This window comes from Nocardia ignorata NBRC 108230, from assembly GCF_001612905.1.
GTDB lineage: Bacteria > Actinomycetota > Actinomycetes > Mycobacteriales > Mycobacteriaceae > Nocardia > Nocardia ignorata.
This window is the reverse complement of the sequence record NZ_BDBI01000045.1, coordinates 46,216-72,862: the sequence shown is the minus strand read 5'-3', so window position 1 is coordinate 72,862 and position 26,647 is coordinate 46,216. Positions and strand designations below refer to the sequence as shown.

At 65.3% G+C, this 26,647-nt stretch carries 25 protein-coding genes and 3 pseudogenes; 19 read left to right on the top strand and 9 right to left on the bottom strand.

Features of this window, described 5'->3' with window-relative positions; translation table 11 throughout:
* The first annotated feature begins 531 nt into the window (after positions 1–531).
* The 5 genes from NI2_RS30275 to NI2_RS30255 all read left to right on the top strand — a co-directional run bounded on the left by NI2_RS30275 (position 532) and on the right by NI2_RS30255 (position 7,114).
* Positions 532–1,644: a tyrosine-type recombinase/integrase gene (locus tag NI2_RS30275; RefSeq protein WP_067497954.1), complete on the top strand. Its 1,113-nt coding sequence runs from the start codon at positions 532–534 to the stop codon at positions 1,642–1,644.
* 689 nt (positions 1,645–2,333) lie between these two features.
* Positions 2,334–4,175, top strand: a complete 1,842-nt coding sequence (locus tag NI2_RS30270; RefSeq protein WP_255284051.1) for a tyrosine-type recombinase/integrase — start codon at positions 2,334–2,336, stop codon at positions 4,173–4,175.
* Positions 4,172–4,768: a hypothetical protein gene (locus NI2_RS30265; RefSeq protein WP_067497949.1), complete on the top strand. Its 597-nt coding sequence runs from the start codon at positions 4,172–4,174 to the stop codon at positions 4,766–4,768. The genes NI2_RS30270 and NI2_RS30265 overlap by 4 nt, the downstream gene beginning before the upstream one ends.
* A gap of 419 nt (positions 4,769–5,187) precedes the next feature.
* On the top strand, positions 5,188–6,705 hold the full coding sequence (locus tag NI2_RS30260; RefSeq protein ID WP_067497989.1) for a SulP family inorganic anion transporter: 1,518 nt from the start codon (positions 5,188–5,190) through the stop codon (positions 6,703–6,705).
* A 1-nt stretch (position 6,706) separates the two neighbouring features.
* Positions 6,707–7,114 (top strand): MerR family transcriptional regulator, encoded by a 408-nt coding sequence (locus tag NI2_RS30255; protein WP_067497946.1) that lies wholly within the window; start codon positions 6,707–6,709, stop codon positions 7,112–7,114.
* Here the strand turns inward: NI2_RS30255 and NI2_RS35810 are convergent.
* Both NI2_RS35810 and NI2_RS35805 read right to left on the bottom strand, forming a co-directional pair.
* Positions 7,057–7,359: a hypothetical protein gene (locus NI2_RS35810; protein ID WP_371852024.1), complete on the bottom strand. Its 303-nt coding sequence runs from the start codon at positions 7,357–7,359 to the stop codon at positions 7,057–7,059. The genes NI2_RS30255 and NI2_RS35810 overlap by 58 nt on opposite strands.
* A 682-nt stretch (positions 7,360–8,041) precedes the next feature.
* Positions 8,042–8,278 (bottom strand): annotated as a pseudogene (locus NI2_RS35805) (MFS transporter); the annotation flags it as partial.
* A 122-nt stretch (positions 8,279–8,400) separates the two neighbouring features.
* Between NI2_RS35805 and NI2_RS30245 the strand changes: the two are divergent.
* Positions 8,401–9,114, top strand: a complete 714-nt coding sequence (locus NI2_RS30245; RefSeq protein ID WP_208115429.1) for a TetR family transcriptional regulator — start codon at positions 8,401–8,403, stop codon at positions 9,112–9,114.
* A gap of 26 nt (positions 9,115–9,140) precedes the next feature.
* Here the strand turns inward: NI2_RS30245 and NI2_RS30240 are convergent, their stop codons facing one another.
* Positions 9,141–10,532: an MFS transporter gene (locus tag NI2_RS30240; protein WP_243750158.1), complete on the bottom strand. Its 1,392-nt coding sequence runs from the start codon at positions 10,530–10,532 to the stop codon at positions 9,141–9,143.
* Between the two features lie 79 nt (positions 10,533–10,611).
* Between NI2_RS30240 and NI2_RS30235 the strand changes: the two genes are divergently transcribed.
* The 3 genes from NI2_RS30235 to NI2_RS30225 all read left to right on the top strand — a co-directional run bounded on the left by NI2_RS30235 (position 10,612) and on the right by NI2_RS30225 (position 12,413).
* A complete protein-coding gene (locus NI2_RS30235; RefSeq protein WP_067497941.1) occupies positions 10,612–11,241 on the top strand; it encodes a TetR/AcrR family transcriptional regulator in 630 nt (209 codons plus the stop codon).
* A gap of 312 nt (positions 11,242–11,553) precedes the next feature.
* On the top strand, positions 11,554–12,144 hold the full coding sequence (locus NI2_RS30230) for a DUF488 domain-containing protein (RefSeq protein ID WP_243750157.1): 591 nt from the start codon (positions 11,554–11,556) through the stop codon (positions 12,142–12,144).
* Positions 12,141–12,413, top strand: a complete 273-nt coding sequence (locus NI2_RS30225) for an MGMT family protein (protein WP_067497938.1) — start codon at positions 12,141–12,143, stop codon at positions 12,411–12,413. Before NI2_RS30230 ends, NI2_RS30225 begins: the two co-directional genes overlap by 4 nt.
* A gap of 1 nt (position 12,414) precedes the next feature.
* On the opposite strand, the pseudogene NI2_RS35430 reads toward NI2_RS30225, so the two are convergent.
* Together NI2_RS35430 and NI2_RS30220 are read right to left on the bottom strand one after the other, a co-directional pair.
* Positions 12,415–12,552 (bottom strand): annotated as a pseudogene (locus tag NI2_RS35430) (IS701 family transposase); the annotation flags it as partial.
* A 164-nt stretch (positions 12,553–12,716) separates the two neighbouring features.
* Positions 12,717–13,205, bottom strand: a complete 489-nt coding sequence (locus NI2_RS30220) for a DUF420 domain-containing protein (protein ID WP_063816373.1) — start codon at positions 13,203–13,205, stop codon at positions 12,717–12,719.
* 158 nt (positions 13,206–13,363) lie between these two features.
* On the opposite strand from NI2_RS30220, the gene NI2_RS30215 reads away from it, so the two are divergent.
* The 7 genes and pseudogenes from NI2_RS30215 (at position 13,364) to NI2_RS30190 (ending at position 19,332) form a co-directional block, all read left to right on the top strand.
* The gene (locus NI2_RS30215; RefSeq protein ID WP_067497935.1) at positions 13,364–13,954 is read left to right on the top strand and encodes a TetR/AcrR family transcriptional regulator; all 591 of its coding nucleotides are present in this window, start codon (positions 13,364–13,366) and stop codon (positions 13,952–13,954) included.
* Between the two features lie 123 nt (positions 13,955–14,077).
* Entirely contained in the window at positions 14,078–14,656 is a 579-nt protein-coding gene (locus NI2_RS30210; RefSeq protein ID WP_067497932.1) for a TetR/AcrR family transcriptional regulator, read from the top strand.
* Complete coding sequence (locus NI2_RS30205) at positions 14,653–15,849, top strand: NADH:flavin oxidoreductase (RefSeq protein ID WP_067497928.1); 1,197 nt, start codon at positions 14,653–14,655, stop codon at positions 15,847–15,849. Before NI2_RS30210 ends, NI2_RS30205 begins: the two co-directional genes overlap by 4 nt.
* 23 nt (positions 15,850–15,872) lie before the next feature.
* Entirely contained in the window at positions 15,873–16,706 is an 834-nt protein-coding gene (locus tag NI2_RS30200; RefSeq protein ID WP_067497924.1) for an SDR family NAD(P)-dependent oxidoreductase, read from the top strand.
* Between the two features lie 220 nt (positions 16,707–16,926).
* Positions 16,927–17,427 (top strand): GNAT family N-acetyltransferase, encoded by a 501-nt coding sequence (locus NI2_RS30195; RefSeq protein WP_067497980.1) that lies wholly within the window; start codon positions 16,927–16,929, stop codon positions 17,425–17,427.
* A gap of 207 nt (positions 17,428–17,634) precedes the next feature.
* A pseudogene (locus NI2_RS34235) lies at positions 17,635–18,015 on the top strand (RrF2 family transcriptional regulator); the annotation flags it as partial.
* A 93-nt stretch (positions 18,016–18,108) separates the two neighbouring features.
* Positions 18,109–19,332 carry a globin domain-containing protein gene (locus NI2_RS30190; protein ID WP_067497978.1) on the top strand — a complete coding sequence of 408 codons (1,224 nt, stop codon included), beginning with the start codon at positions 18,109–18,111 and terminating at the stop codon, positions 19,330–19,332.
* A gap of 99 nt (positions 19,333–19,431) precedes the next feature.
* Here the strand turns inward: NI2_RS30190 and NI2_RS30185 are convergent, their stop codons facing one another.
* From NI2_RS30185 to NI2_RS30175, 3 genes are all read right to left on the bottom strand, one after another.
* Entirely contained in the window at positions 19,432–19,650 is a 219-nt protein-coding gene (locus tag NI2_RS30185) for a hypothetical protein (protein ID WP_133734299.1), read from the bottom strand.
* Between the two features lie 795 nt (positions 19,651–20,445).
* Complete coding sequence (locus NI2_RS30180) at positions 20,446–21,159, bottom strand: ABC transporter ATP-binding protein (protein ID WP_067497918.1); 714 nt, start codon at positions 21,157–21,159, stop codon at positions 20,446–20,448.
* 10 nt (positions 21,160–21,169) lie between these two features.
* Positions 21,170–22,219 (bottom strand): ABC transporter permease, encoded by a 1,050-nt coding sequence (locus NI2_RS30175; protein ID WP_067497917.1) that lies wholly within the window; start codon positions 22,217–22,219, stop codon positions 21,170–21,172.
* 130 nt (positions 22,220–22,349) lie between these two features.
* Between NI2_RS30175 and NI2_RS30170 the strand changes: the two genes are divergently transcribed.
* The 3 genes from NI2_RS30170 to NI2_RS30160 all read left to right on the top strand — a co-directional run bounded on the left by NI2_RS30170 (position 22,350) and on the right by NI2_RS30160 (position 24,995).
* Positions 22,350–23,690: a sensor histidine kinase gene (locus NI2_RS30170; protein ID WP_067497975.1), complete on the top strand. Its 1,341-nt coding sequence runs from the start codon at positions 22,350–22,352 to the stop codon at positions 23,688–23,690.
* Complete coding sequence (locus NI2_RS30165) at positions 23,687–24,304, top strand: LuxR C-terminal-related transcriptional regulator (RefSeq protein WP_067497914.1); 618 nt, start codon at positions 23,687–23,689, stop codon at positions 24,302–24,304. Before NI2_RS30170 ends, NI2_RS30165 begins: the two co-directional genes overlap by 4 nt.
* Before the next feature lie 451 nt (positions 24,305–24,755).
* The gene (locus NI2_RS30160) at positions 24,756–24,995 is read left to right on the top strand and encodes a hypothetical protein (protein WP_133734298.1); all 240 of its coding nucleotides are present in this window, start codon (positions 24,756–24,758) and stop codon (positions 24,993–24,995) included.
* A 253-nt stretch (positions 24,996–25,248) separates the two neighbouring features.
* Here NI2_RS30160 and NI2_RS30155 read toward each other — a convergent pair whose 3' ends face one another.
* A complete protein-coding gene (locus NI2_RS30155) occupies positions 25,249–26,529 on the bottom strand; it encodes a PucR family transcriptional regulator (protein ID WP_243750156.1) in 1,281 nt (426 codons plus the stop codon).
* Positions 26,530–26,647: the final 118 nt, after the last annotated feature.

Below are 26,647 nucleotides of genomic sequence, written 5' to 3'. Positions count from 1 at the left end.
TGCCGCTACATCGACTGGTGCTGTCCCAAGTCGACCTCCAGTTGTGGCTGACCGCATCGGCGGGCTAGGCCCGGGTGGGCTCCGCACCGCCGAGAGCGGTCGGCGCCGCGCGGATCCCATTGCGCTGGGGTGTTGATCACGCTGTAGAGCGGTGTGAACAGGCCACAACGACCTCAAGCCGGTGTGTCAGTTCAGCGCTCGGGTTGGTCGACTCGTGCACGCCCGATCCGGTGCCCGACGAGGCGCTCGGCTTCGGCGAGGGGATACCAGGCTGCAGCGCTCACCTCGGACTCTTGGATTTGCCCGATATCGGCTGTTGCCGTGGTGAACCAGTACCCGACGTCCAAGTGAAAGTGGGCCGGCTCATCCTTGACCGGCCGTTATCTTGGGTGATCTCAACCATTTTCGGAACGTGAGTTGGGTAGCCTTCTCCCTCACGTACCTCACACCTATCTGGGAGTCCTCAAGTGACATCAGGTCTGGTTGGTCGACCGCAAGCATTCCGCGCCGAACGTGCCGTCAGCCCGGCGGATGGGGTCGTTCAGTGGGTCGTCGTGGACTGTCTTCTACGTCCTACACATCGAGGCCACCGCCTATCTGGCGTCACTGCGGGCGCGGGACTGCTCGCCGAACACTGAGCGCGCCTATGCGGGCCGGATCGCGCTCTACCTGGCCTACTGCGCGGAAACGGGCCTGGACTGGGCCTCGCCGACCGTGTGGCAGCTGGGGGCCTTTCTGCGATGGCTCGTCGAGGACCCGCTGCCGCCACGCGGCCACCAGCCGACCGTCGAGCCGCGGTTCCGGTCGAAAGGCACCGCGAATCACATCGTGACCACGGTGTGCGAGTTCCTGAGGTTCGGCTGTACGCATCGCTGGGTGCGGCCGGAAGTTGTTGCGCCACTGAGTGCGAAGAAGTTTCTGGACTTCCTGCCATCCGGATTCGATCCGGGCGAGGACGGCCAATTCCGCACGGTGCGAACGAAGCTGGTGAAGTTCCGGGTCGCGATCCCCGGCTACGAATGGCTCACGCCCGATCAGATAGACGCCCTGATCCAGGCGGCGCCCCGGGCGCGTGACCGGTTCCTGGTATCGCTGCTGCGCTGTACGGGCATGCGGATCGGTGAGGCATTGGGGCTGCGCCGCGAGGACATGCACTTGCTGGCCAGCTCGAAGGAACTGGGTTGCCCGCTCGAGGGACCGCATGTTCACGTCCGTCGGCGCCGAAACGCCAACGGTGCTTGGGCGAAATCACGCAAACCTCGTTCGATTCCGGTGACCGCCGATGTGATCGACAGCTACATCGACTACCAGCTCGAACGGGATCTGGTGCCCGCGGCCGCCGACTGCGACCTGGTGCTGGTCAACATGTTCCACGCGCCACTGGGCGAGGGAATGAAGTACGGCACGGTCAAGGAGATGTTCGATCGGCTCGCCGTCCGCGCCGGCATCACAGCCCGACCCCACATGCTGCGGCATTCGGCAGCGACGGAGCTCCTGCGCGCCGGCACCGATCGAAGCGTGGTGCAGGAGATCCTCGGACACGTGTCCGCGCGGTCCATGGACGTCTATACCCACGTCGATGACAAGGACAAACGCGCTGCGTTCGACGCTGTCGCGGCGGCACAGAAGAAGGGAAACCAGTGACCAGCCCCGCTGCGGTGACAGCGCTGACGCCGACGGCCGCGCCCTTGAACGGGACGATCGACTTGGCCGCTTGGTCGGTATGGTTGGACGGCCAGGTGGACCCGGATTGGCGGCCCGGCGAATGGGACGCAGAACGGCTGCTGTTCAGCGGGAACCCTGACAATCCGCGGACAGCTATCTGGCGGTGCTTGCGCTGCGGAATGCTCACCGCGAAAGGGGGCGGCCTCTGCACGCTCTGCGGCCGAGCGAAGAAGCAGAGCGGGCTCAGCAGCGAGGAATTCCTGCGAACCTGCCCACCCGAAGACACCCGCAATCGCCGCTTCGGCAGCCACGAATTTTGCGTTGTCGCAGACGGAGACGTCCGCTGTCTCCGCAAAAGCTGGTCCCGTGGACTCTGCCGCAACCACTACCAGGCGTTTCGGAGAAACGAGCGCAAGGGCCGGACCTTCGAGCAGTGGGCAGCGGGGGCCAAACCACTTGCAGCCCTTGTTAAGTGCCGGGTCAGAGGATGCATCATCGAACCGTTCGGCCGACGACGGCTCTGCCCGACCCACTACAAGGAATTTCGGCTGGCCGTCGCGTCCGGGAGCCTCTGCGACAACACCGGCGATCTGGCGCACTGGGTCGATCAGGTGGCGACGCCCTTCATGCTGGCGCACCAGTTCTCGCTGAACAGGTGCACACCGTTGGTGAGGTCGGAAGTGCTCTTCGCCATGCAGGAACGCGATCGAAGCGGCGATTCGAAGATCGACCCCGAAGCCATGCGGGGAGCACTCAAACGCGCCGCCGGGGTCGGGCACCTGGTCGGCAACACCGCCTTCTGGGAAGCGAACACCCGCGGGGGCGTACGCGGAAGCAAGGTCGGCCTGGTTTTCCTGCGCGACATCAAGCTGAGGCTCGACGCGGCCGTGCCTCGATTCCGTGGCGTCGATCCCAGAGATGAGCCGACCTGGCACCTGAGCACGCTCGACATCCCGTCGACACACACGCTGTCCGGCAAGCGAGTACTGGCCGGAACGATCGACTTCACCGAGATCACACAATCCTGGCTGCGGGATCTGGTCCAGCAATGGGCGCGATCGACGAACCCGGACACCACCGCCTTGCGCCAATACTTCGGATCATGCTGCCGGGCCTCCGCAGTGCTGCGCTGCCGGCCCGGCGGCGGTGACGACGTGACGCAGCTGGGGTTCGCAGACATCAACGCGGTTGTCGATTCGTTCCGAGTCGCCCTCGGAGACAAGGGCCAGGAGCTCACCAACAAGTATCGGCGGACTCTGCTCTCCAGGTTCTTCGAGATACTCGACTTCGGCCGGGACACCGGTCGCCTAGACGCGGTGCCGGCCGGATTCGCTCGCCACAAGACCCACCACATCGCTGTCGTCGAGGTCAGCGAGGACGAACTCGGCAAAGCGATTCCCGAGCCGGTCATCCGGCAGCTCGATGATCACCTGCACATGCTCGGCGAGGAACCAGGGATCCGCTATGGCGATCTGTCCCGCGAAGACGCCCAGATGATGTTCCAGGCTGTCTACAGCGTCCACCGTGACACCGGTCGCCGCCCGCGCGAGACCTGCTCACTGAAACTCGACTGCCTGGAGTACCTCGACGGCGAATACAACCTGATCTGGGACAACCAGAAGGGCAAGCGGCTAAACCGACGACTGCCGATCGTCGAATCCACCGCGAAGACCATCGTCGAATGGCGTGAACGCCGCAGCCGGCTGGTCCTTCCGGCGCGCGCTCGGAACTACCTGTTTCCCGCCGCCACGAACGACGCCGTGGACGGCTACCTGAGACCTTCCCGGTTCGGCGAAGTCCTCAACGAGTGGGTCGACGGGATTCCCGAGCTCTACTCCGAGGACCTGGACTCTAGGGGGAACCGGCTGCCGTTCGACCGAACTCTCATCTATCCCTACGCATTTCGGCACTCATTCGCCCAGCGCTACGCCGATGCGGGAGTCCGCGTCGAAGTGCTCAAAGAGATCATGGACCACGTCCAGGTGTCCACCACGATGGGCTACTTCAAGGTCACCTTGGCCCGCAAACGTGAAGCGGTCGAGACCATACGCCATCACGTCCTCGACCGAGCCGGACGACCGGCGAAGGCCGGATCGCCCGTCTCTTACCAGGCCAAGTCGGTGGCCGTCCCGTTCGGCAACTGCCACGAGCCCAGCAACGTCAAGGCAGGCGGAAAGGCATGCTCGATCAGGTTCCAATGCGCCGGTTGCGGCTTCTACCGACCGGATCCGTCCTACCTGCCCGCGGTCGAGGACCACATCCGCTCGCTCAAGAGCGACCGCGAGACGGCTCAGGCCATGGATGCCGACGAATTCGTGATCCGCAACCTCACCGACCAGATCAGCGCCTTCCAGAAGGTCGTCAGGGCGCTCCGCGATCACATGAGCCACCTTCCGGATGAGGAGCGCCACGCGGTGAAGGAGGCAGCCTCGGTCCTACGGAAAGTTCGCGCCGCCGAAGGCCGGATCACCCTGCCTCTGCACGTGATCAAGAGCGAGCAAGCCAGATGAGCGCACCTCGAACACCGGCCCAGGTCCTCCAGGAAGCACGCAAGCGGTCCAGCCTGGAGAAGCGAGGCCGGGTCCTGGCCGTTGTCAACGACATGGTCGCCCGTGATGAGCCGATCACCTTCCTCGGCGTCGCTCGCGCAGCCGAGGTCTCCAACTGGCTCGTCTACGCCGGCGGGGTCCGCGAGCACATCGAAAAGGCCCGCGCCCATCAGCAAGCCCGGCCACGGCACGAACGCGCGGCCGGCCGCGGGGCTACTCCGGCTGGGGTCCGCACCGATCTCGCCCTGGCTCACGCTGAGATCACTCGGTTGCGCAGTGAACGCGACCAGCTCAAAGCGACGGTTCAACGGCAACTCGGCCAGCAACTCGACCAACTCGGCGCCGCAGATCTGATCACCAGGGTCGACGAACTCACCGCCCACAACAAGATGCTGATAGAGCAGCTGAAAGCCGCACAGGACAGCAACGTCAGCTTGCAGCAGCAGCTCACCGAAGCCGACGACGACCTGGCCGCGGCCCGGATCAGCCTACGCAAAATGATCCGTGAAGAGAATCAGCACCGTCACCTGCCTCCGTCCGAGAGCTGGCTTTGATCGCGAATTCAGACAGCGCTTGGTCGCGAATTTCGACAGCGTCTTGTTCGTGACCGGTCGCGAATTTCGACATCACTGCACCAGCCTGGTTGCGGTACGGCGGTACGGGCAGAGTGCGACAGCGCCGGGTCCTTTCCGCTCGGGCCGACGGGAACGGAGTATCCGTGACCGACTTCGTCGGAGATGAGACGTACGACACGATTGTCCATTCCCGCTTGCAACCATACCCTCCCGTAAAGGTAGAGTTTGGATCGCTGAGCGATAGCTGATGTGTCCAGCAGCGTGGCGGACACAGGTCAGCTCTTCACCAACTCGGGGTGTTCGCTCGTATCCCAATGACTTTCTGCCCGACGTGGCGTATGCGTGCTGCGCTGTGTCCGGCGCGCCTGCGTGCGCGCGATGTATGGAATGGAGTGCCGATGGTGTCGACGACACATCGACCGGTTGATGAGGGCTCGGTACTGGCTGCGTTGCGCAGTCCGAAACGGCTGAAGACCGAGGTACTGGCCGGCTTGGTGGTCGCGCTGGCATTGATCCCGGAAGCGATCTCTTTCTCGATCATCGCCGGGGTCGACCCGAGCGTCGGGCTGTTCGCCTCGTTCACCATGGCGGTGACGATCTCGATCGTCGGTGGTCGCCGGGCGATGATTTCCGCCGCGACCGGTGCGATCGCGCTGGTGATCGCACCGGTGGTCCGCGAGCACGGCCTGGACTATCTGATCGCCACGGTCATCCTCGCCGGTGTATTGCAGACCGTGCTCAGCGTGATCGGCGTGGCACGGCTGATGCGGTTCATTCCGCGCAGCGTGATGGTCGGGTTCGTCAACGCGCTGGCCATTCTGATTTTCACCGCGCAGATCCCGCATCTGCTCGGGGTGCCGTGGCTGGTGTATCCGATGGTCGCGATCGGCATCGCGATTATGGTGCTGCTGCCCAAGCTGTCGAACGTGGTTCCGGCTCCACTGGTGGCGATCGTGCTGCTCACCGCGGCCACCATTGTGTTTTCGCTGAACGTGCCCAACGTCGGTGACGAGGGCGAGTTGCCGTCGAGCCTGCCGACCTGGCTCATTCCGGACGTCCCCTTCACTCTCGACACGCTGAAGATCATCGCTCCCTACGCCCTGGCGATGGCGCTGGTCGGCCTCCTCGAGTCGCTGATGACGGCCAAGCTCGTTGACGACATCACCGACACGCACTCCGACAAGACCCGCGAGGGCTGGGGCCAGGGTGTCGCCAATGTGGTGACCGGCTTTTTCGGTGGCATGGGTGGTTGCGCGATGATCGGCCAGACCATGATCAACGTGAAGTCCTCCGGTGCGCGGACCCGGATCTCGACCTTCCTGGCCGGTGTGTTCTTGCTGATCCTGGTGGTCGGGCTCGGTGACGTGGTCGCGCTGATCCCGATGGCGGCGCTGGTCGCGGTGATGATCATGGTCTCGGTCGGCACCATGGACTGGCACTCGATCGCCCCGAAGACGTTGCGGCGCATGCCGATCGCCGAAACCACGGTCATGGTGGTCACTGTCGCGGTCACGGTGGCGACGCACAACCTCGCCTACGGCGTGATCGCCGGTGTGCTCACCGCGATGGTCGCCTTCGCCCACCGCGTCGCGCACTTCACCGAGGTGGACAAGGTCGCCGAGGCCGACACCGACCACGACGGCGCTATCGACACCCGCGTGTACAAGGTGCGCGGCGAGTTGTTCTTCGCCTCGAGCAACGATCTGGTCTACCAGTTCGACTACGTCGACGATCCGGCCAATATCGTGATCGACATGTCGGATGCACATATCTGGGACGCCTCGACCGTGGCGACCCTGGACGCGATCACCACCAAGTACGCCGCGAAGGGCAAGAACGTCGAGATCATCGGGCTCAACGCCGCCTCGGAGGCTCGCCACGACAGGCTGTCCGGGCACCTGGTCGGCGGGCACTGAGGTGGGCGCCGACACCAGCGGCTATCTCCAGATCGGGCAGGTCGCCGAGCGTACCGAGTTGTCGGTGAAGTCGATCCGCCACTGGGACGAGGTCGGGCTGGTGCAACCCTCAGCCCGCTCCGGTGGAGGGTTTCGCCTCTACACCGAGGCCGACGTCGATCGGATGCTGGTCATCCGACGCATGAAGCCGCTCGGCTTCACCCTCGCGGAGATGAAGCAGCTGCTCGATGCGATCGAGATCCTCGACGACACCTCGTCTGAGCCTGCCGCGCGCGCGACGGCGCAGGCGGATCTGCTCGCGTTCCGCGGGAAGGCCGCTGACAGCGCCGAACGTCTACGGCGGCATCTGGCTTATGCCGAGGAGTTCACCGACTTGCTCACCACACGCTCCTCGGAATCTTCGGCATGACCTGACTGCTCGCCGCCGTCAGAGGCGTGTTTCTCGGTGGGATCGTCGATCCGGATGAGGAAGAGCCCGGCGAGAATGGTGGCCGCGATCGCGGCGGCGAGTAGGTATCCGGTGGTGATGGAGGTGGCGGCCATCAGCGGCCCGAACACCAGCGGGGATCCGAACTGGCCGGTGAACATCGCCGTGCCTGACAACGAGGTCGCCTGGCCGCGCCGCGTCGCCGGTGGTGTTTCGCCGATGAGCACGGTGATCACCGGCAGCAGCAGCCCGTTGCCGATCCCCGAACAACGCCGACGCGGCGAACACCGGTGCCGGGTGCGTGACCAGGCCCAGCACGATGAAAGCGCCGATCCAGCAGCACGCGGTGGTGCGTAGCAGCACGGCGAACCCGAATCGCGCCCGGATGCGCGCGTATCCCAGACCCACGCCGATGGACGCGACGGCCTGCACGACCATGAACAGCGATACGAAGATCGGCGCCGCGATCCCCAACTGCGCCAAGCGCTGCGGAAGGAACACTGCCAGGCTGTACATCATCAGCCCGGTGGTGACCATCAACCCGTACCAAGCCAACAACCTCGGGTACCGGCGCACCAGATCCAGCGCCGAACCCGACCGCGCGGCCGCGCCCGCTTCTTGTGTCGCAGGGTGTTTCGGGATGACCAGCAGGGCCGCGATGCCGAGCGGGATCCCGACGAGGTAGATCGCGAAGGTCGCATGCCAGCTGATCCCGCCCAGGACTCCGGCCAGCAGCGGCCAGATCAGCCCTCCGGCGGTCGTCGCTGTCGTGCGCCAGCCCATGAGTCGGTCACGGCGGGTGCCGGTGGCCATCGCGAGCATCGCGACGGTGGTGCCGCTGAACACCGTCGCCGCACCGACTCCCAGCAACAGGCGGCTGGCGATCAGCAGCGGAAACGACGTGATCACCAGTCCCGCACCACCGGCCAGCCCGTACAGAACCAGGCCTGCGGCCAGCGGCACCCGCACACCCCACCGGTCGATCGCCCGCCCGACCACCGGGCTGATGACCGCGATAGCGAATCCGTGCGCGGTGATGATGAAGCCCGCCGCGGTACCGCTGACGCCGAGGTCGCCGCGCATGACTTCCAGGACCGGCATCACGATCGCACCGGCCATCACCCCCAGCGTGGAGGCCCCCAGCATGATTATCAGTTCCGCTCGCTGCCGCATCACACCACCCAGTCAGAAAATGTCACTGAGTGTAAAATTACACCTAGGGGTGTTTTATTGGAAAGAGTCGCCGAGCGATTGATTAGGGTGAGGCCGTGAGCGAACGAACTGGCGATGATGTCGTGCAGGTGATTTCGCTGCGCGAACGCAAGAAGCAACGCACCCATCAGCAGTTGGGCGAGATCGCGCTGCGCTTGTTCACCGACGACGGGTTCGACACGGTCACCCTCGACCGGATCGTGGCCGAGGCCGAGATCTCCAAGCGCACGTTCTTCCGCTACTACGCCTCCAAAGAAGATGTCGCGCTCGCCGCGGAAGCCGAGCTGTGGGACGCCTACCTCGACACCTTCGCCACACATACCAACCAGACCGACACCACGATCCTGGCCACGCTGCGGTCGACGATGATCTCCGCGATCGAGGGCCGCGACTCCGACTGGGAACGCCGGTTCCTGGCCACCCGCCGACTGATCGCCCACAACACCGCGCTACGCCACCACAGCAACGCACTGTCCCTGGCGGCCCACGAACGTCTGGTCGACGCCCTCGAAACACGCACCGGCGCCGACGGTCGCACCGACGTCACCATCCGGCTACTGCCGGAGCTTGCGTTGGCCGCGTGGCGCTGCGCGGCCAAGAACTGGGTCCGCGCCGAACGGCACTCGGCGCGGCGCGGCGCGGGCGCACGTACTTCGCTCATCGCCCGCGTCGAGGAAGCCTTCGCCGCGTTGCCCGGCGCGCTGACCCTGACCACCGCGCAGGTCACCGTCACCGATCCCACCCGATTGCCCGGACAGTCGTCGTCGTAGTCACCTGGCATTGTCGCGAGTCGCAGTCACCGCCGGTCGCGATGAGCAGGCAGTACCGCCGCGGTTGCCGCGACTGCGATCATGGCCGCGGCGATCAACAAGAAGGCGCGGCTATAGCCGGAACTCGATTCCGCCGTCGTCGTGATCAGTGCCGCCAGACCGAGCGCTGCCCCGACTTGCTTGGTCGTGTTCATCAGCCCCGAGGCCGCGCCCGCATCTGTGGTGGGCACTCCCGTGGTGACGGCCGCGGTGAGCGGGGTGTTCAGCAGTCCGGCGCCGACGCTGAAAACTATTGCGGGGCCGAGAATTCCGGTCATGAAGGCGCTCTCGGCGTCGAGCTGGGATTGCCAGGCGAATCCGGCCGCGGCCAGCAACGCACCACCGACGATCAGGACCCGTGCATCGACCCGGCCCATCAACCACGGCGTCACGAGGGTGCCGACAGCGATAGTGATCAGCGTGTGCGGCAGGAACGCCAGCCCGGTCTGCATCGGTGTGTAGTCCAGGACGTTCTGCATCGACAACGTCAGAAAGAACCACATCGGATTCAGGCACGCCCCAGCCAACAGCATCGCGATATTGCCGACCGCCACCGACCGAATCCGCAACAACGGCAACGGAATCAGCGGCACGACCGCCGACCGCGCCTCAACCGCCACGAACACAACCAGCAGCCCCGCCCCGCCCGCGAGTGCTGCCACTGTCACCGCTGCCGACCATCCCCGCACCGCGGCCTCCCCGAACCCGTAGGCGATCGCAGCGAGCCCGCACGTCACCAGCACGGCCCCCACCGCATCGACGCGGACCCGCGGGCGATTCGGCGAGTCCGGGGCGATGACATAGATCGCGGCAACCAGCGCGACTGCTCCGATGGGCACGTTGATCAGCAAAGTCGCGCGCCACGACCAGAATTCAGTGAGGACTCCGCCGAGAAGATTGCCCGCCGTCCCGTCGGCCAGACCGATCGCGGTCCATATCGCCAGGGCCTTCGTCCGCCGTGAACCCTCGGCGAAGCTCGTGGAGAGGATCGTCAGCGTGGCCGGGGCCAGCACCGCCGCGCCTACTCCCTGGGCGGCGCGAGCACCGATGAGCCAGCCCGGCGTCGAGGCCAGTCCGCCGACCAAGCTGGCGAGGGTGAACAACAGCAGACCGGCAAGGAAAACACGTTTGCGCCCATAGAGATCTTCCAGGCGACCGCCGACCAGAAGCAGGCCCGCGAACACCAGCGCATAGGCGTTGACCACCCAGCCGAGCCCGGTGTCGGTGAAGCCCAGCGACGTCCGCATCGACGGCAATGCCACGTTCACCACCGAGATGTCGAGCACAACCATGAACTGCGCTGCGCACACCATCATCAGCAGCGCGGCCGCGCGTGCCGGGACTAACGCCGATTCCTCGTGTGTGTCGGGTCGCTTCACCACCCACCTCCAGATTGATACAGTTGTATCCGATACATGTGTATCACCAAGAGGGTGGTGCCGTCGAGAAGGGACGACCATGCCCAGAACTGTCGATCACGCCCAACGGCGAGCCGAGATCGCCGACGCGGTCGTGCGGGTCGCCGCACGTAAGGGTCTGCACGCGGTCACGATTCGTGCTGTGGCCGCCGAAGCCGGATCCTCGCTACGGTTTGTGCAGTACTACTTCCCGACGAAAGCCGACCTGCTCACCGGCACCTTGAACCACCTCGAGCAACTCAGCCACGACCGATGGCAACAACGACTCATCGGCCTGCCCGACCCGCCGCCCACCCGCGCGCTCGTCGAGGCGTTCTGCGCTGAAGCCCTGCCCACCGACGAAGCCAGCCGCGCCTTCCACCTGATCGGCACCTCGTACGCGGTTCTGGCCATGACCGATCCCGAACTCGCACAACACCCTTTCGTCGCGAACATCGACCGCCTCGAAGAACGGATCGCACAGGCACTCGCACAGGCACAGCTTCTCGGCGAACTCGCAGACAGCACAGACACGGCGGTCGAGGCGACCCGACTGGTCATGCTCACCCACGGCCTCGGCACCAGCGTGTTGATCGGCCAGCACACCCCCGACTCCGCCGCCGCAGTGGTGCGCTACCACCTCGATCAGATTTTCCTCGCATCCCATCGACCGACTACCAAGCCGACCTGAGACTCGTCATCTAAATGTCAGGAGACGACCTCGCTGTTCGTTATTGATGTCAGTAGGCCTCGTCATGGGATGTCAGTAACGATGCGACCACCTGAGGGCATGCCCGGTGGCGCCTCGGTTGGAATACGCTCGAAATGTCAGCGGTGGCGCGTCTAGCCATCGCGTCAACTAGGACGTCGTCCACTGCTCCACCGCTTCGTCCGAGGTGAATGCGTCGACCAGGCGCCACCCACACATGACGCGCGAGCGGTGTCGTGGCCGGGCGGAGTCGTGTCGTCTCATTGCAGTAGGACTATGAGGCATGATCGTGTGATGAACGGGGTGCGAGCCGTCGCGCGATGGATGCTCATCGGTGAGGTGCTGGATGGCGAACCGGATCTGTACGGTAGGGCATTCAATGCGCGAGTTCGGCGAAATGGTGCAGATGTTGCGGCGCAACGAGATCACCTGCCTCGTAGATGTGCGTTCGTTCCGTCGTCCAGGAAGTACCCGCAATGGAACCAGCAGGCGATTGTGGATGCCCTTCCTGCTGATATCAGGTACCGGTGGATCCGGAAATTGGGCGGTCGACGGTATACCCCCAAGGACGTTTCGAGCGTGAACGGAGCCTGGCGGGTCAAGGCCTTCCGTGACTACGCCGACTACATGGCAGAAGATGGGTTCGCCGAAGGGTTGAACGAATTGCTCGAACTGACCGAACATTGCCGGCCTGCGATCATGTGCAGTGAGGCGGTGCCGTGGCGCTGTCATCGCCGGCTGATCACCGATGCGTTGATCGTTCACGGGGTGCAGGTCGTGCACATCATCTCGCGCTCGACAGCGAAACCGGCGGTCCTGAACATTAACGCGCGGGTCGGCCACGGGCAGTTGACCTATCCGGCGCATCCCTCGGGGCCGGCATGAGTCTCATCGAGGAAGTCCGTGCAGTGGTTTGTGCCATCCCCGCCGGGTCGGTCGCCACCTACGGTGATGTCGGTAACCGGATCGGTGCGACCGCACGGCAGGTAGGACGAGCGATGAGCTTGCTCGACGACGTGCCGTGGTGGCGTGTCGTGTACGCCGATGGCACACCGGCCTCCTGTCACGGCGGACTGGCACCGGAGCTGCTCAACCGTGAGCAGACACCGATGCGGGGTACGCGAGTGGACATCGACCGCGCCCGACAGCAGTGACCTCGGCGTCCCAGTCCGCAGCGCGCAGCAGCCGCTGCATTCCATCCGGAACCCTCTCACCAGCGCATTCGGCCAGAGTCCACCTGTGCTTACATTCCAGACCAGCGACCAGACCCGGCTCTACTGCCGGGCGGACTCGTTATCGGGGACTCGCCACTATCCATCAACGAATCCAGTTCGGCCACAGCCGATCCAACACCACCCGACAGGTCTATCAGCACCGAACTACGCGAGTGCAGTTGCAGTACTAAGGCATCGGCGGTGGCGAGGTGGCCTTCCTCATGTGCGGATCTCTGTTGCCGGTCAGGCGACGAACGCGAGCCAGTAGAAGACCCAGCAGGACACTGCGGTCAGCGTCATGTCGATCGCCGCGACCCTGGCCCACCGCCGGTGCCACGCGGCGTGCGCGCCGGGGTGCGGCGGATTGCCGAAATTGCGCACCGCCCGCACGATCACCACCGGCCACAGCAGTACCGAGGTGACCGCGAACACCAGGTGGATCGCCAGCGAAGTCGACACCGCGGTAGACGCCGTGCCACCCACGACTCCCGCGGAGCGCTCCTGCCAGCCATTGAAGCGCACATCCAGCTCGAACAGCACGACGGCAACCAGCAGCGCGACACCCAACCCGAGCTGGACCCCGCGGTGCAGCCGGAGCCGCCGGCCGACCTTGACCTGGTACACACTCCACCCGAGGGCGAGGACCACCAGCACCATCAACGTCACCATCATGTCCATCGCGAACGACGCCCTCGTGCCGAGGAAGCCGTCGATCCCACTAAAGTCGTTCATCGCAGTAACTCCATGTCGCCGGGTGCGCGGCGCAGATCTGACCAGGTTCCGGCCGCACACAAAGTCATCTTGGAGACAGGGTGTCTCCAAGAGCTCGACGCACGCTAGCACGTACCCAAACTTGAACCAGACACGGGAAAAGAAGGCAGCCGAGGCCCATGCCCAAGATCAATGCGGACAGCGTCCGCGCGCATCGCGCCCAAGTACTCGCGGCACTGATCGACAGCGCCGAGTACCTCTTGGCACAGGACAGCGGCACCACCCTGACCGCCGGGGCCGTGGCGGCCCGCGCGGGAATCGCCCGCAACAGCATCTACCGCTACGTCGACTCGATCGACGACCTGATCGAGATGGTGGCCACCCGAGGCTTCCCGCGCTGGACGAGCGCGGTCCGCGACACGATCGAGGCCGCGCCGACACCAGCCGCAGGCGTGGTGGCATACGTGCGCGCCAACATCGAACTGGCCGTCGACGGGGATCACGCCTGGCGCACCGCACTCTCGCGGATGAACCTCTCGGCGAGCGCGCGGGCGCGGGTGATCGCGCTGCACACCGAACTGGCCGACCTCCTGCGCGCGGAACTGTCCGCAGCGGCGGTGACGAATCCCGCCCTGGTGACGGCGTCGATACAGGCGCTGGTCGACGCGTGCGTGCGCCGAGTCGAGGCAGGCGACGAACCGGCCACCGTCATCGACTACGCGGGCCGCGTCGCAGCCGTCCTCGTCAGCGAGGCAACGGCCGCACCGTAGCCGGGCTGGCAGCCCCTCGGTCGGGAAATCACCACGCCTATCGATCTGTGCCGATCCGATGGCCCCAACCACTGATTCAATCAATGATTGAAAATTCGATTGAAACATGTTTCACTTCTGGGCATGGTCGATGAGGTGAAGTCGGGGACGCGGCAGCGACTGCTGGCCGCTGCTGAGTCGTTGCTGTTGACCGAGCCGTACGACGAGGTTTCAGTGCGTGGCATCTGTACCGTGGCGGGCGCGAACTCGGCCGCGGTGCACTACCACTTCGGATCGAAGGAAGCCCTGGTCGGTGCGCTGATCGAGGATCGACTGGGACCGCTGTGGGCCGATGGCCTGGCGCGTGCGACTCCGGGGCCGGACGCGATGCCCACCGTGGTCGATACGATCCTCGCGCCCTTCGTTCAGCTCGCGGGAGATCCTTTGGGCCGCTTGCATCTTCGGCTATTGGCACGGTTCGTCCTCGGACGCCATCGCACCGCATGGCGGGGACCCTGGTTTCGGATGGACACCTGGGCCGCGCTGCTGCCCGAACTGAGCGCCCAGGAGAGTCGCCGTCGGTGGATGCTCGCCTTCGATCTGATCATCATGCGTTTCGGCAGCCCCGAAATAGACGAACACGGAATGGCGAAGCCGGACCTGGACACACTGAGACATTTCGTGGTGGCCGGCCTGACCGCGCCGACGGGAGAACAGCTATGAACGACATCTTCGCACCGGCCAAGCTGGGTCCGATCACCTTGCGCAACAGGGTGATCAAGGCCGCGACCTTCGAAGGCCGCACGCCGGACGCCCTGGTCACCGAGGAACTGATCGACTTCCATCGGGAGGTCGCCGCTGGCGGCGTCGGCATGACCACTGTCGCGTACTGCGCGGTCGCGCCCGGCGGTCGAACCGATCGGCATCAGATCTGGATGCGATCGGAAGCCGTTGCGGGACTGCGGAAGCTGACCGATGCCGTGCACGCGGAGGGCGCCGCGGCCAGCGCGCAGATCGGTCATGCCGGACCGGTGGCCAACGCCGCCTCCAATCGAGTGCCCGCGCTCGCGCCGAGCCGGATGTTCAACCCGCTCGGCATGAGATTCACCAAGACTCCCACCATCGCCGAGATCGCCGAAACCGTGGCCGCTCACGCCAATGCCGCCCGCCTGGCCGAGCAGGCCGGATTCGACGCGGTGGAAATCCACTTCGGCCACAACTACCTGGCCAGCTCGTTCCTCAGCCCGCTGCTCAACCGGCGCAAGGACGGCTACGGTGGATCCCTGCTCAATCGGGCGCGGATGGCGCGTGAAATCGCCTGTGCGGTAAAAGATGCTGTGGGCGGTCGACTCGCGGTCACGGCCAAACTCAATATGGAGGACGGCCAGCACGGTGGCCTCGCCATTCCCCAATCGCTCCAGGTGGCCGCCTGGCTAGAGGCCGACGGCGCGCTCGACGCCCTGGAATTGACCGCCGGTAGTTCGCTGCTGAACCCGATGCTGTATTTCCACGGCACACCCCCGCGCCGCTCCTTCGCGAAAGTGCTGCCGGGTCCGGCCCGCCTGGGCTTCCGCCTGGTCGGGAGCTCCTTCCTGAAGGAGTACCCGTACCAGGAGGCGTACCTGCTGGAGCGGGCCCGCCACTTCCGGCGAGCGCTGTCGATGCCGCTGATCCTGTTGGGCGGCATCACAAATCTCGACACCATGTGCCTGGCCAGGACCGAGGGTTTCGAATTCGTCGCCATGGGCCGGGCCCTGCTGCGCGAACCGAATCTGTTGCGCCGCATCCAAGCCGATGACTCGACGCGCTCGGCGTGTGTGCACTGCAACGAATGCATGCCCACCATCTACACGGGCACGCGCTGCATGTACCGCCCCACCCTTTCGCGTGAGCCGATCCAACTCACGCTCGACTGAACACCCGACAGAGGAAACCACACATGCACATCGAGCGAAGCGTCTTCGTCGTCACCGGAGCCGGGAACGGCATCGGCCGATGCGTCGCATTGGAGCTGATCGCCCGCGGAGCGTTCGTGGTCGGGGCTGATCGTGATGAGCAGGCACTGACCGCTACCGCCGCACTGGTCACGGACCGCGAGCGCTTCACCTCCCACCCGATCGATATCTGCGACCGTGCCGCCGTGGCCGCGTTTCCAGCCAGCGTGATCGCCTCTCGCGGACAGATCGACGGTCTGTTCAATATCGCGGGAATCGCCCAGGAACTCCAGCCCGTCGCAGATCTGAGCGACGCCCGGATCGAGACGCTGATGCAGGTGAACTTCTTCGGCGCGGTGTGGATGTCGCGAGCCTTCCTCCCGCACCTGCTGCAACGCCCACGAGGGGTCATCCTGAACACCTCGAGCCTGTCAGCGATCGTTCCGGTGCCCGGCTCCGCGATGTACGGCGCGTCCAAGGCCGCGCTCGCCCTGTTCAGCTACGGTCTGGCGCAGGATCTGCGGGGCCGCTCGAATGTCACCGTGACCACGGTGCTCCCGGGTTCGGTGTGGACCGACCTGGTGCGCAAGGTCGCTCGGCAAATGGGTGCGCCCGAGAAGCTCGCCAAGGCATTCTCGGCCCAGCCCGAACACGTGGCGCACCGTATCGTCGACGCGACCGTAAAGGGTACGGGCCGTGTCGTGATCGGCAAGGACGCCCACTTCTACGACGCCGTCCGACGACTCAGCACTTGGCTGGCCGATCGGCTGTCCTACTTACAGGTCGGTCACGGCGTCTACCCCAAGCGCGCCGCACCCGCTCGAGGCAGCGACAATTGACCGACCCCATTTCGCCCATATGCCGCCGCTACGTGCGATTTCACACACGTTGACGCAGGAAAACCAGCTACTCGACTTGATCCTCGAACAACGAACCCCACGTGGGAATCCATGCACTACCTGCACATTGACGAGAACTCTCGACTCGCCGGGGTCGAATCCGGCTGCCCGGAAATTATCCGTGTGACAAACCCGGCGTTCCTCGACCATGCTCGACCGCATGCTGATTCGCACAGGTGGCTCCGCCGACGCCGCGGCCATCGCCGCTCTCCATACCGCCAGTTGGCGTATCGCCTACGCGGGCATCTTTCCCGACGAGTACCTCGACGGCCCGGTCGACGCGGATCACGCCATCCGCTGGCGCACGCTGCTGTCCGAGCCGGTCACGGCGGGAGTGTTCGTCGCCGAGAAAGACTCAACCGTCGTCGGTTTCGCCTATTTCCGTCCCACCGAAGACGGCAGGGTCCTGCTCGACAACCTCCACGCACACCCCGATGCGCACGGCGTCGGTATCGGTACCGGCCTCATCGACTCGGGTCTGACCTGGTCGGCCGCTACCTACCCCGAGCGCCCGGTCTACCTGGAGGTTCTTACTGCGAACACCCCCGCCATCAAGTTCTACGAGAGTAGAGGTTGGCACCGAACCGGTTCCGGCACCGTCACATTCGAGGCGGGATTCACTGTCCCCGAATACGAGTACACCTGGCAGCAGACGGGGTGAGCGGCGTGTGACGGCGGCGGACCCGAGGCGGCCGAGCGCGCGACTTGGGCTCCAACCACAGAGGCCGATGCCCATTATCGCTGCACGCTGATCAAGCGTGACGGCGGTAGTCACACCAGATTGCCTGACCTATGCGCACATCGGGCCGCGCGTAACACCTGTCACATAAATTAGTATCCCAGATACGAATTAAAGTACGGTCTGGTCATGCAGCTCACCCGGTTCACCGACCTCGGACTGCGGATCGTCATGCGGCTCGCTGTGGCCGCCGACGGTGAGCGCCCCGGAAGCCGGGGCATCGCCGACGAACTGTCGGTGTCCTACGCACACGCGACGAAAGTGATTACCCGACTCTCCGAGCTCGGCATCGTCGATGCACGCCGCGGACGCGGAGGAGGCCTGACTATCACCGAACTCGGGCACACCGCCTCGGTGGGATGGCTCGCGCGCCGCCTCGAAGGTGACGCGGAAGTGGTCGAATGCGACGGCGCCAATCCGTGCCCGCTGCGGTCGGGTTGCCTGCTGCGCTCGGCGTTGCGCCACGCACAAGAAGCCTTCTTCGAGTCACTGGACCCTCTCACCATCGAGGACCTCACCCGGGCACCCACCGGAACCATCCTGCTCGCCCTGCCCCAGCCGGTCGGCGCAGTCACCCGCATTTCTTCAACGATCGGAAATGACATGCTCTCGCCCACTGCGACCGAGATCATCCGCGCGACCCTGCCCGTAGTCGGCGCCGCCATCGAAGACATCACAACGCTGTTCTACCGCAAGATGTTCGCCGCCCACCCCGAACTCGAACGCAACCTGTTCAACCGCGGAAACCAGAAACAAGGCGGCCAGCAGAAAGCGCTCGCCGGAGCCGTCGCCGCCTTTGCGGCTCTTCAATTGGAGCCCGATCAGGCCCGTGTCGATCTGATCCTGTCCAGAATTGCCAACAAGCACGCGTCGCTGGGAATCGAGCCCGCACAGTACGCGATCGTGCACACGCACCTGTTCGAAGCCATCGTCGAGGTGCTCGGTGACGCCCTCACCCCCGAGGTCGCTGCTGCCTGGGACGAGGTGTACTGGCTGATGGCGCAGACACTGATCTCGATGGAAACCGGGCTCTACCAGGCTGCAGGTGTCGCGGTAGGCGATGTCTGGCGCCAGGTGCGTGTCCGCGACCGCCGCCACGAGTCGGCCGACACGGTCTCCTTCGTGCTTGCCTCGGCAGACGGCACACCCCTGCCTTCCTTCGCCCCAGGACAATATCTGTCGGTCGGTGTCCATCTCGAGGATGGCGCGCGGCAGATCCGTCAGTACAGTCTGTCCTCTGCACCCTCGCACGATGACTGGCGCATTACCGTCAAGCGCGTCGACGCCCGGATTCTGGCGAACGAGTCGCCTATCCCCGCTGGCGAAGTGTCGAACTTCCTGTTCCACAATGTTTTCGAAGGCGACACGCTGAACGTCACCACGCCGTTCGGTGACCTGGTACTTCACGACGATGACGCGCCGTTGCTGCTGATCTCGGCCGGCATCGGCTGCACGCCGATGATGGGAATGCTCAGCCACCTCGCCGAAACCAATGACTCGCGTCCGATCTCGGTGCTGCACGCCGACCGCTCACCCAGCAACCACGCTCACCGTGCCGAACTCACCGAACTGGTAGAACGCCTACCGTTCGCGGTCATGCACCGCTGGTACGAGAACCTCGGCGCCCGCCACCCCGAAGACGGCCTCCGGCAGGGCCGCGCCGACCTCGGTGAGATCACCATCGCACCCGGCACCCGAGCCTACCTGTGCGGTCCTCTGCCGTTCATGCTCGGCATGCGAGAGGTGCTACTCGCCAAGGACGTGGCACCCGAGAACATCCACTACGAGGTCTTCGGTCCCGACAGCTGGGCGACTGCCACCGTGTGAGCCGCCCATCCGCACGACCGCCAAGGGGCGGCAGAGCGGGTAGCCCGGCCTCGGACCTTCGGACAGAATCCGCCGGAACCCGTGTCCGGAGACGATGCTTTATTGGATCGCCCGACGTAGCCGACAGTCATCATCGGTGGGGCTCTCGGCCACGGTCAGCCAATCGGCCACATTGCCCAAAGTGCCGAAGCACACAACCCGGAACGGGTTGTAAAGCTCCCACCCGGTGGGCGGTTCGTCGGACCACCTGATCGCCATCGAACGGCGCTTGGCCCGCTCGGTCAACTCGGCGGGTACGCGGCGGGTTGTGTCGTTCATCGGCTGTGCGGTCTCCTCGAGGGCGGTGAAGTGAGCGCCCACGGCGCCGGTGACTGCTCGTCGGATCGGCGTCGTGCGGCGTGGCCATAACGCTAGGAGTGGGGGCGACCGCGACAGAATAATGTTGCGAAATGTTGCGCAACTGTGAGCCATTGACCCATCCGCATCCCGGAGAGACCAGGATGAACGGGCAGCAGATCGCGCAACACCTTTGGGGAGGGGGCTGTCATGAGTTTGTTGTTCGTCGTCTTGAACGTGTGTGGTGGAGGAATGTCCATGGCCGCGGTCGTCGGGTTGGTCACCTCGGACCGTGTCGGGCACGAGGGGGCGTAGCGTTCGTTTCCGCGATTCTCATCGGTTGCGCTTCAAGCTTGGGCGAAGCTGCGGCGTTCAAGTAACGCGCAATGAGCCGCACTTGTTCGAACGAATTCAGGGGCGGCTCCCTTCGGCTCGACTGTGCTGCAACACTTCCGGCACCCTGGTGACGAGGCTGGCGGCTGACACTGAAATGTTGGCCGCGGATGCGAGGTCGATGGGGCGCAAAGCAGGCTATGAGCTTCCTGGAAAATCGAAAGCGGTCCCGCCCGCCTCACCGACCGGTCCATCAGACACCGGCGTGAACCGGGCATTTATTCCGGTCGCGGCCCGGTACCGATTGAAGAGCGGCTGGCTTCTCCCGGGCCGCGAACAGGAGCGACCCGACATTCGCAGCGATGCCGAATCATCCGATATTCGAAACCCGCGAACCCGCGGACTGCTGGCAACCGACGATCAGAAACATGCGCACCGGGACCGTCAGCTGACCGTGCTCGGCACCTCGAATGTGGTCAGTGTGCCGTCGGTCATTCGGTAGACGGCGTCCATGCGGTGCAGGTGGGTGGAGTCGTGGGTGACCAGGATGGTCGCCGCGTGGTGGGTGCGGGCGATCGTGGTGATGAGGTCGATGATGGCGGCGCCGCGCTCGGAGTCCAGCGCACTGGTCGGTTCGTCGACGACGAGCAGGGCGGGGTCGTTCATCAGGGCTCGGGCGATATTGACGCGTTGCCGCTGGCCCCCGGAGAGTTGGGCCGGGCGTTTGTGGGCGTGTTCGGTCAGGCGAACGGCGTCAATGAGTTCTTTCGCGCGGGCGCTGGATTCGCTGCGTGATGCCCGCTTCGGGCCGCCGAGGTGGGCAATGACTTCCAGCTGCTCGATGGCGGTGAGCGAGGCGATGAGATTGGGCTGTTGGCAGACGATGCCCATCGAGGTCCGGCGAGCTGTCGCCGCCGCCCGTCGGCTCAGCGTGGCGAGATCGGTGGTCCCCGCATCGCTGTCGAGCTCGACCTTGCCGGAGTCGGGACGGATCAGGGTCGCCGCGACGGCGAGCAGGCTCGACTTGCCCGAGCCGGACGGCCCGGTGACGGCGGCGATCGTGCCACCGGGAACATGCAGGTTCACCCGGTCCAGGGCGGTGAGACGGCCCGCGCCGTCGGGATAGGTGAGGGTTACGTCGGTGAGGGTGAGCGCCATGGGAAGTCCTTCAGCGAGTCGCGCCGAGCGCGGTCAGTGGGTCGGTGGTGAACAGGAAACGCAGCGCCACAGCGGCGCCGGCCAAGCCGAGCACGATCAGGGCCAGCGCGGGCACCAGGGTGGTCGCGGCGCTGAGCACGAAAGGCATAGCGTCGCCGAGCAACAGTGAGGCGACGGCCGTGATGGACAGGCCGAGGGTGACACCCGCGATCAAGACGATCGCCGCTTGGGCGAGAGCGTCGCGGACCAGCGACCCGGTGGTCGCGCCGAGCGCTTTCAAGGTCGCGATATCGGGTTGGCGCTGCACGGTCCACACCGTGAAGAAGGCACCGATGACCAGCGCCGAGATGGCGAACAACAGCAATGTCATCAGGGTGAGCGAGCTGTTCTCGGCCTGGTAGGAGCCGATAGCCCCGACTGCATCCTTCGCGGGCAGCGAGTGTGTCCCCGCTTCGGCATCGAGACCGCCGGGGACGCCTCCGGTCACCGCGAGCACTGTCGCGCCACCGGCGCGCGGGCTGGCCGCCTGCCAGTCCGGCATGCTCGTCCAGATCACCGGCGTGTGGCTGTACCACTCGTCCCCGGCGACGTCCGCGACGGTGAACTCGTGCCCCGCCAGCAGCACCGTGTCACCGGCGCCCGCGGACAGTTTACGAGCCGCCGCCGAACTCAATACCACCGCTCCTGGCTCGGTAGCAGGACGATTGCTGAATGCCGACGGGCTGCCGCCGAACAACGCGACCTGCGTCGGGCTGGCGCCCGCGTGCTCGGCCCGCGTGCGCGAGATGCCGATCGGGGTGGCATCGAGCCCGTCCACCGACTGCCACCGCGCGATCTGCTGGTCGGTGAGCACCGACGAGTCGAAGGACGGATCGGTCCCGGTCTCGGCGAAAACCACCTGGTCGGCGTCGATGCCTTGGACAGCGGAGATGTTCTGATGCGCCAGCCCCGCGGTGAGCCCGCTGAGGAAACTGACCAGCACCGCCACCAGCAACACGACGGTGGCGATGAGCAGGAAACGGCCACGAGCGGCCCGCAGATCTCGGAGTGCAACGAACATGACTCCACTGTGTCCGCACCGGCCGTCGACGCCATCGCACCGGCGCACGAAACGCCGTCCATCCAAGGTCTGTCGGCGTTTACACCTTTCGATGGATGCCCGTCCGGTTGCCGCACATAAGCTGGTCGACGTGCACTCGTCCCCTTTGACCCCGGTGGTCACCACGCTGCGGCTGGGCCTGCATGTGCTGGTGACGACACTGGCAGCAGTGGTCGCGGTGCGTGCGTTGCTGCCCGACGGTGGCGGCCACGGTGTCACGGTGGTTGCGCTGACGGTGGTGTGGTTGCTCGTCTACTTCGCCGGGGCCGAGCTTCCTCGTCGCTCTGCTGAGCGTGCGGAACCCGTTGGTGCCGGCGCAGTCCGGGGGGATCGCGCGGTTGCCGGTGGTGTGCGGGCGAAGCCGGTTGGTGGCGTTTCGGCTGCGCGGGGTGATGGTGCGGTGGCTCGCGGTACCGGAGCGGCGTCGGTCGATCATGTCGAGCCCGGTGCCCATCGGTGGTCGGGTGCGGTGTGGATATGGATGGCTGCGCTCACCGTGCTGTGGCTGGCCTTGCTCGCCCTCACTCCCGATGCCGTCTATCTCGCGTTCGGGTTGTTCTTCGTCTACCTGCATCTGCTGCCTCGACCGTGGAATCTGATCGCGGTGGTACTCGCGACCGGGGTCGGGGTGCTGGGTTTCGCGGCGCATCGTGGATGGTCGGCCGGTGCGGTGGTCGGGCCGGTGCTCGGCGCGCTGGTGGCGATCGGGATCGGGCTCGGGTATCAGGCGCTGCGTCGCGAGGCGGTCGAACGGGAGCGTCTGATCGACGAATTGCTCGGTACCAGAGCGATTCTCGCGGAACGGGAACGCACCGCGGGCAAGCTCGCCGAGCGTGAGCGGCTGGCCAAGGAGATCCACGACACCGTTGCCCAGGGCCTGAGCAGTATCCAGCTGCTCCTGCACGCCGCCGAGCAGGCCGCGCCGGATCATCCTGCGCTGGATCGTATTCGGCTCGCGCGGGAGACAGCCGCGGAGGATCTGGCCGAAACCCGAAGGCTCATAGACGAGTTGTCGCCCGCCGCACTGGACGGGCAGTCACTCGCCGAGGCGCTGGAACGCATCTGCCTTCGCGCGCAGTCGCCGACCCTGACCACGCAACTGCTCGTCGAGGGCGAACCGGAGCGACTGCCGATGCCGGTCGAGGCGGCGCTGGTGCGGATCGCGCAGAGCGCGGTGGCCAATGTGGTGCAGCATGCGCGGGCCGAGCGCATGCGGGTCACCCTCACCTACGACGACACCGACGCGCACCTGGACATCGTCGACGATGGGATCGGCATCGAACCGGATATGCTGCGCCACCCCAGATCCGGCGCTTTCGGCCTCGCCGCCATGCGCAGCCGCGTCGAGCAACAGGGCGGTGCGATGACGGTCGAATCCGAACCCGGCCACACCGCCGTGACGGTGAGCTTCCCGCTCGGAGCGGCATCGTGATCCACCTGCTCCTCGCCGACGATCACGCTATCGTCCGCGCGGGCCTTCGCGCGCTCCTCGACGCCGCCGACGACATCGCCGTTATCGGTGATGTCGCGGATGCCGATGCGGCAGTGGCTTTTTGCGCCGCCACCCCCGTAGACCTGGTCCTGATGGACCTGCGCTTCGGTGACGGCCGCTCCGGTGCTTCCGCCACCGCGGGCCTGCGCGCCCTGCCCACCCCGCCGAACGTGCTCGTCGTCACCAATTACGACACCGATGCCGACATCCTCGGGGCCATCGAAGCAGGCGCCGTCGGCTATCTCCTCAAGGACACCCCACCCACCGAACTTCTCGCGGCAGTCCGCGCCGCGGCAGCAGGCGAAAGCGTCCTGTCCTCAACAGTCGCCTCCCGCCTGATGACTAGAGTCCGCCGAGCCGACACCACCCTCAGCCCCCGCGAAGTAGAGGTCCTGCGCCTGGTAGCCGCGGGCCTGTCCAACCGCGACATCGCCAAACAACTGTTCCTCAGCGAGACAACCGTGAAGTCCCACCTCGTCCACAGCTACGCCAAACTCGGCGTGAAATCCCGAACCTCCGCCGTCGCGACCGCACGGGAGAGCGGTGCAATTTGAACCCTGAAGTCAACGTCGCTGCCAGCGTAAGGAACCCGCGGTAATGATTTTTCCTTCGGTCGTAGCGAACGATCGCGAAGGGGTGGGGAGGTCAGGAATGCGAGGAGCAGCAGCGCCGAATCGCGCACGCCATCTACGACCCGACCAACTACCCGACCTACCATGAGGCACCGGGACCGTTCGAGCCGATCGGACTGGTCACCGCCTACTGCGGGGGCGGTAACACCTCACTGTCAGGAACATCGATCTGTGATTCCTGGGTTGATGCCGCCTTCATGAATCCAGTCAACTAACCAGCTCGAGTCGGTGGATGGGTCACCCAGTGGACTCCATCCACCGGCTCCAGGTCACCGGGCGTAATCGGTGCAACGACGTCATCGAAATACATGGTCATCGCCGAGCCGGAGTCGCCATCGACCGCGGCGGCTCGCAGCTTCGACAAGATCAACCGATGCCCGACTCGCGACTGCACGAACTCACTGTTTCCGTGGTGCTCGACCACGACCACGACCACGTCTTCGATCGAATTCAGCTCGACGCTGGCGACACGAAGGCCGCCCCGGTCCTGGCGAACGATCAGTCCTCCGACCAGCCGTTCTATTTCCCCGGCTGTGCTGCGCGCAGGATCGGCTCGCAGTCCTCGGTTTCCGACCTTCAACAGCGGACTCGTTCGCAGGGCAAACAGAATTAGCTGTCGGAACGACGGTCATCGGCGCACCTCACATTTTCGGGGACGGAGCATTCACGAGAGCAACCCCATCACAGTTACCGGTAGGCAAATAGGGCAGAAAGCCCTTCCAGAAGAAGGCTTTCCGCTGCGCACGCTTCACAGCGGCGGCCACCCACTCACGGCGCGAACCGCCTGATCAGTAGCGGTTTGCTGACACTTTGATGACGAGCCTCGATCACCGCAGCCACCGAGAGCGCGACGCCGCGATCGGTCGTTACTGGGTCGGCGAAACAACCGGCGGCGGGTACATGTGGTGGATCGTCAGTGACGCCGCCAGAATGCGTGATTCGTTCGGGTCTGTCGGACTCATGCCGGTGAGTTCACCGATGCGGCTCAGCCGGTAGGTGAAGGTGTTGGGGTGCACATGCAGGTACTTCGACGCCGATTTGCGGTCGACCCCGAAACGCAAGTGAGCCTCCAGCGCTTCGAGCAGGTGGGGGGCGCTGAGCAGAGGAGCGATGAGACCGGCGAGTTGATCGCGTGATGGGCCCGGTCGGGTGAGTTGGTATTCCAGGAGTAGATCTTGGATCCGGTACAGGCCGGTGGGTCGTCCGAGAAGCCGGGCCAGGGTCGCGAGCTCAGCGACTTCCTCCGCCGCGCCGGGCAGTTCTGCACGCGCGACGGTGACCCGGTTGGCGAGGAAGACCGGCTTGCCGAACTGCTCGGCGAGATCTGCCGCCATCGCAGCGTGCAGTGCCGCGGTGCTGTTCGGGTCGGAGTCCTCTGGCAGCAGCGCGATCCCGTTGGCGCCGTCGAAAGTAACCAGCCCGGTTCCGTTGGTGAGCGTTTCCAGCGCCCGATGCAGGATCCTCATCCGTCGCCGCGCCAGCAGATCCGCTGTCGGGCCGGGTTGGTCATCTGACACGGTCTGGATCGCGAGGACGGTGTACTGGTCGGTCACCGGTGTCGCGGCGCGAGCGGCCAGTTCATCGGTGGGCTGACCACGAAGCAGCGCCAGGCACAGCTCTCGGCGAGCGGCTCTTTCGGCGTTGTAGATCGAGTGCTCGACATCGTTGTAGGACTCTGTCACGACGACATTGATGTGCATCAGCAGGACAAGGGCGCGTGAGGAGATCGCGACCAGTTCGTTGATCTCTGTTGGTTGTGCGAGCGCGGCGGCCGCGGCCAACACCGCCTGGGCAGATCCGTGGATGGCTTCGATGAGGATCGACAGCGGGAAGCGGTCCTCCGCGTGACGCTCCGCGACCGGGGCTACGAAGGTTTCGACCTCGGCTCGGGTGAGGTCGCGGTCCTCACCGAGAGCGAACAACATCGCTCGCCCGCAGGCGTAGATGGCGGGCAGTACTTCGCCGGAAAAGTGGTCGTCCGGAAGGCCCGCTGCCGGTGTCGTGGCACCCAGACCCAAAGCCAGCATCCCCTCAGCGAGCTTCGGCCAATTGGTCAGTATGCGTGCTGCGAGGGGCGGATCTGCGGTGGTCGACGGTATAGCGGCTGACATGGGTTGATTGTGACCCCAGGGCAGCCAATCGGACAACAGAGCACCGCTGGCTACTCAGACTTTGGCGTCGACTACAAGGTCAAGTCTCTCGACTCTGGACCTCAGTGCAGTGACGGCCCATACCGATCGGTACAGACTTTTCCTTGCCGCCACC

What these genes read in the sequence shown, in the direction of transcription:
- NI2_RS30275 (WP_067497954.1), top strand. Translation starts at nt 532, where the DNA reads ATGGGGTCGTTCAGTGGGTCGTCGTGGACTGTCTTCTACGTCCTACAC.
- NI2_RS30265 (WP_067497949.1), top strand. Translation starts at nt 4,172, where the DNA reads ATGAGCGCACCTCGAACACCGGCCCAGGTCCTCCAGGAAGCACGCAAG.
- NI2_RS30260 (WP_067497989.1), top strand. Translation starts at nt 5,188, where the DNA reads ATGGTGTCGACGACACATCGACCGGTTGATGAGGGCTCGGTACTGGCT.
- NI2_RS30235 (WP_067497941.1), top strand. Translation starts at nt 10,612, where the DNA reads ATGCCCAGAACTGTCGATCACGCCCAACGGCGAGCCGAGATCGCCGAC.
- NI2_RS30230 (WP_243750157.1), top strand. Translation starts at nt 11,554, where the DNA reads ATGAACGGGGTGCGAGCCGTCGCGCGATGGATGCTCATCGGTGAGGTG.
- NI2_RS30225 (WP_067497938.1), top strand. Translation starts at nt 12,141, where the DNA reads ATGAGTCTCATCGAGGAAGTCCGTGCAGTGGTTTGTGCCATCCCCGCC.
- NI2_RS30220 (WP_063816373.1), bottom strand. Translation starts at nt 13,205, where the DNA reads ATGAACGACTTTAGTGGGATCGACGGCTTCCTCGGCACGAGGGCGTCG.
- NI2_RS30215 (WP_067497935.1), top strand. Translation starts at nt 13,364, where the DNA reads ATGCCCAAGATCAATGCGGACAGCGTCCGCGCGCATCGCGCCCAAGTA.
- NI2_RS30210 (WP_067497932.1), top strand. Translation starts at nt 14,078, where the DNA reads ATGGTCGATGAGGTGAAGTCGGGGACGCGGCAGCGACTGCTGGCCGCT.
- NI2_RS30205 (WP_067497928.1), top strand. Translation starts at nt 14,653, where the DNA reads ATGAACGACATCTTCGCACCGGCCAAGCTGGGTCCGATCACCTTGCGC.
- NI2_RS30200 (WP_067497924.1), top strand. Translation starts at nt 15,873, where the DNA reads ATGCACATCGAGCGAAGCGTCTTCGTCGTCACCGGAGCCGGGAACGGC.
- NI2_RS30195 (WP_067497980.1), top strand. Translation starts at nt 16,927, where the DNA reads ATGCTGATTCGCACAGGTGGCTCCGCCGACGCCGCGGCCATCGCCGCT.
- NI2_RS30190 (WP_067497978.1), top strand. Translation starts at nt 18,109, where the DNA reads ATGCTCTCGCCCACTGCGACCGAGATCATCCGCGCGACCCTGCCCGTA.
- NI2_RS30185 (WP_133734299.1), bottom strand. Translation starts at nt 19,650, where the DNA reads ATGAACGACACAACCCGCCGCGTACCCGCCGAGTTGACCGAGCGGGCC.
- NI2_RS30180 (WP_067497918.1), bottom strand. Translation starts at nt 21,159, where the DNA reads ATGGCGCTCACCCTCACCGACGTAACCCTCACCTATCCCGACGGCGCG.
- NI2_RS30175 (WP_067497917.1), bottom strand. Translation starts at nt 22,219, where the DNA reads ATGTTCGTTGCACTCCGAGATCTGCGGGCCGCTCGTGGCCGTTTCCTG.
- NI2_RS30160 (WP_133734298.1), top strand. Translation starts at nt 24,756, where the DNA reads ATGCCCGACTCGCGACTGCACGAACTCACTGTTTCCGTGGTGCTCGAC.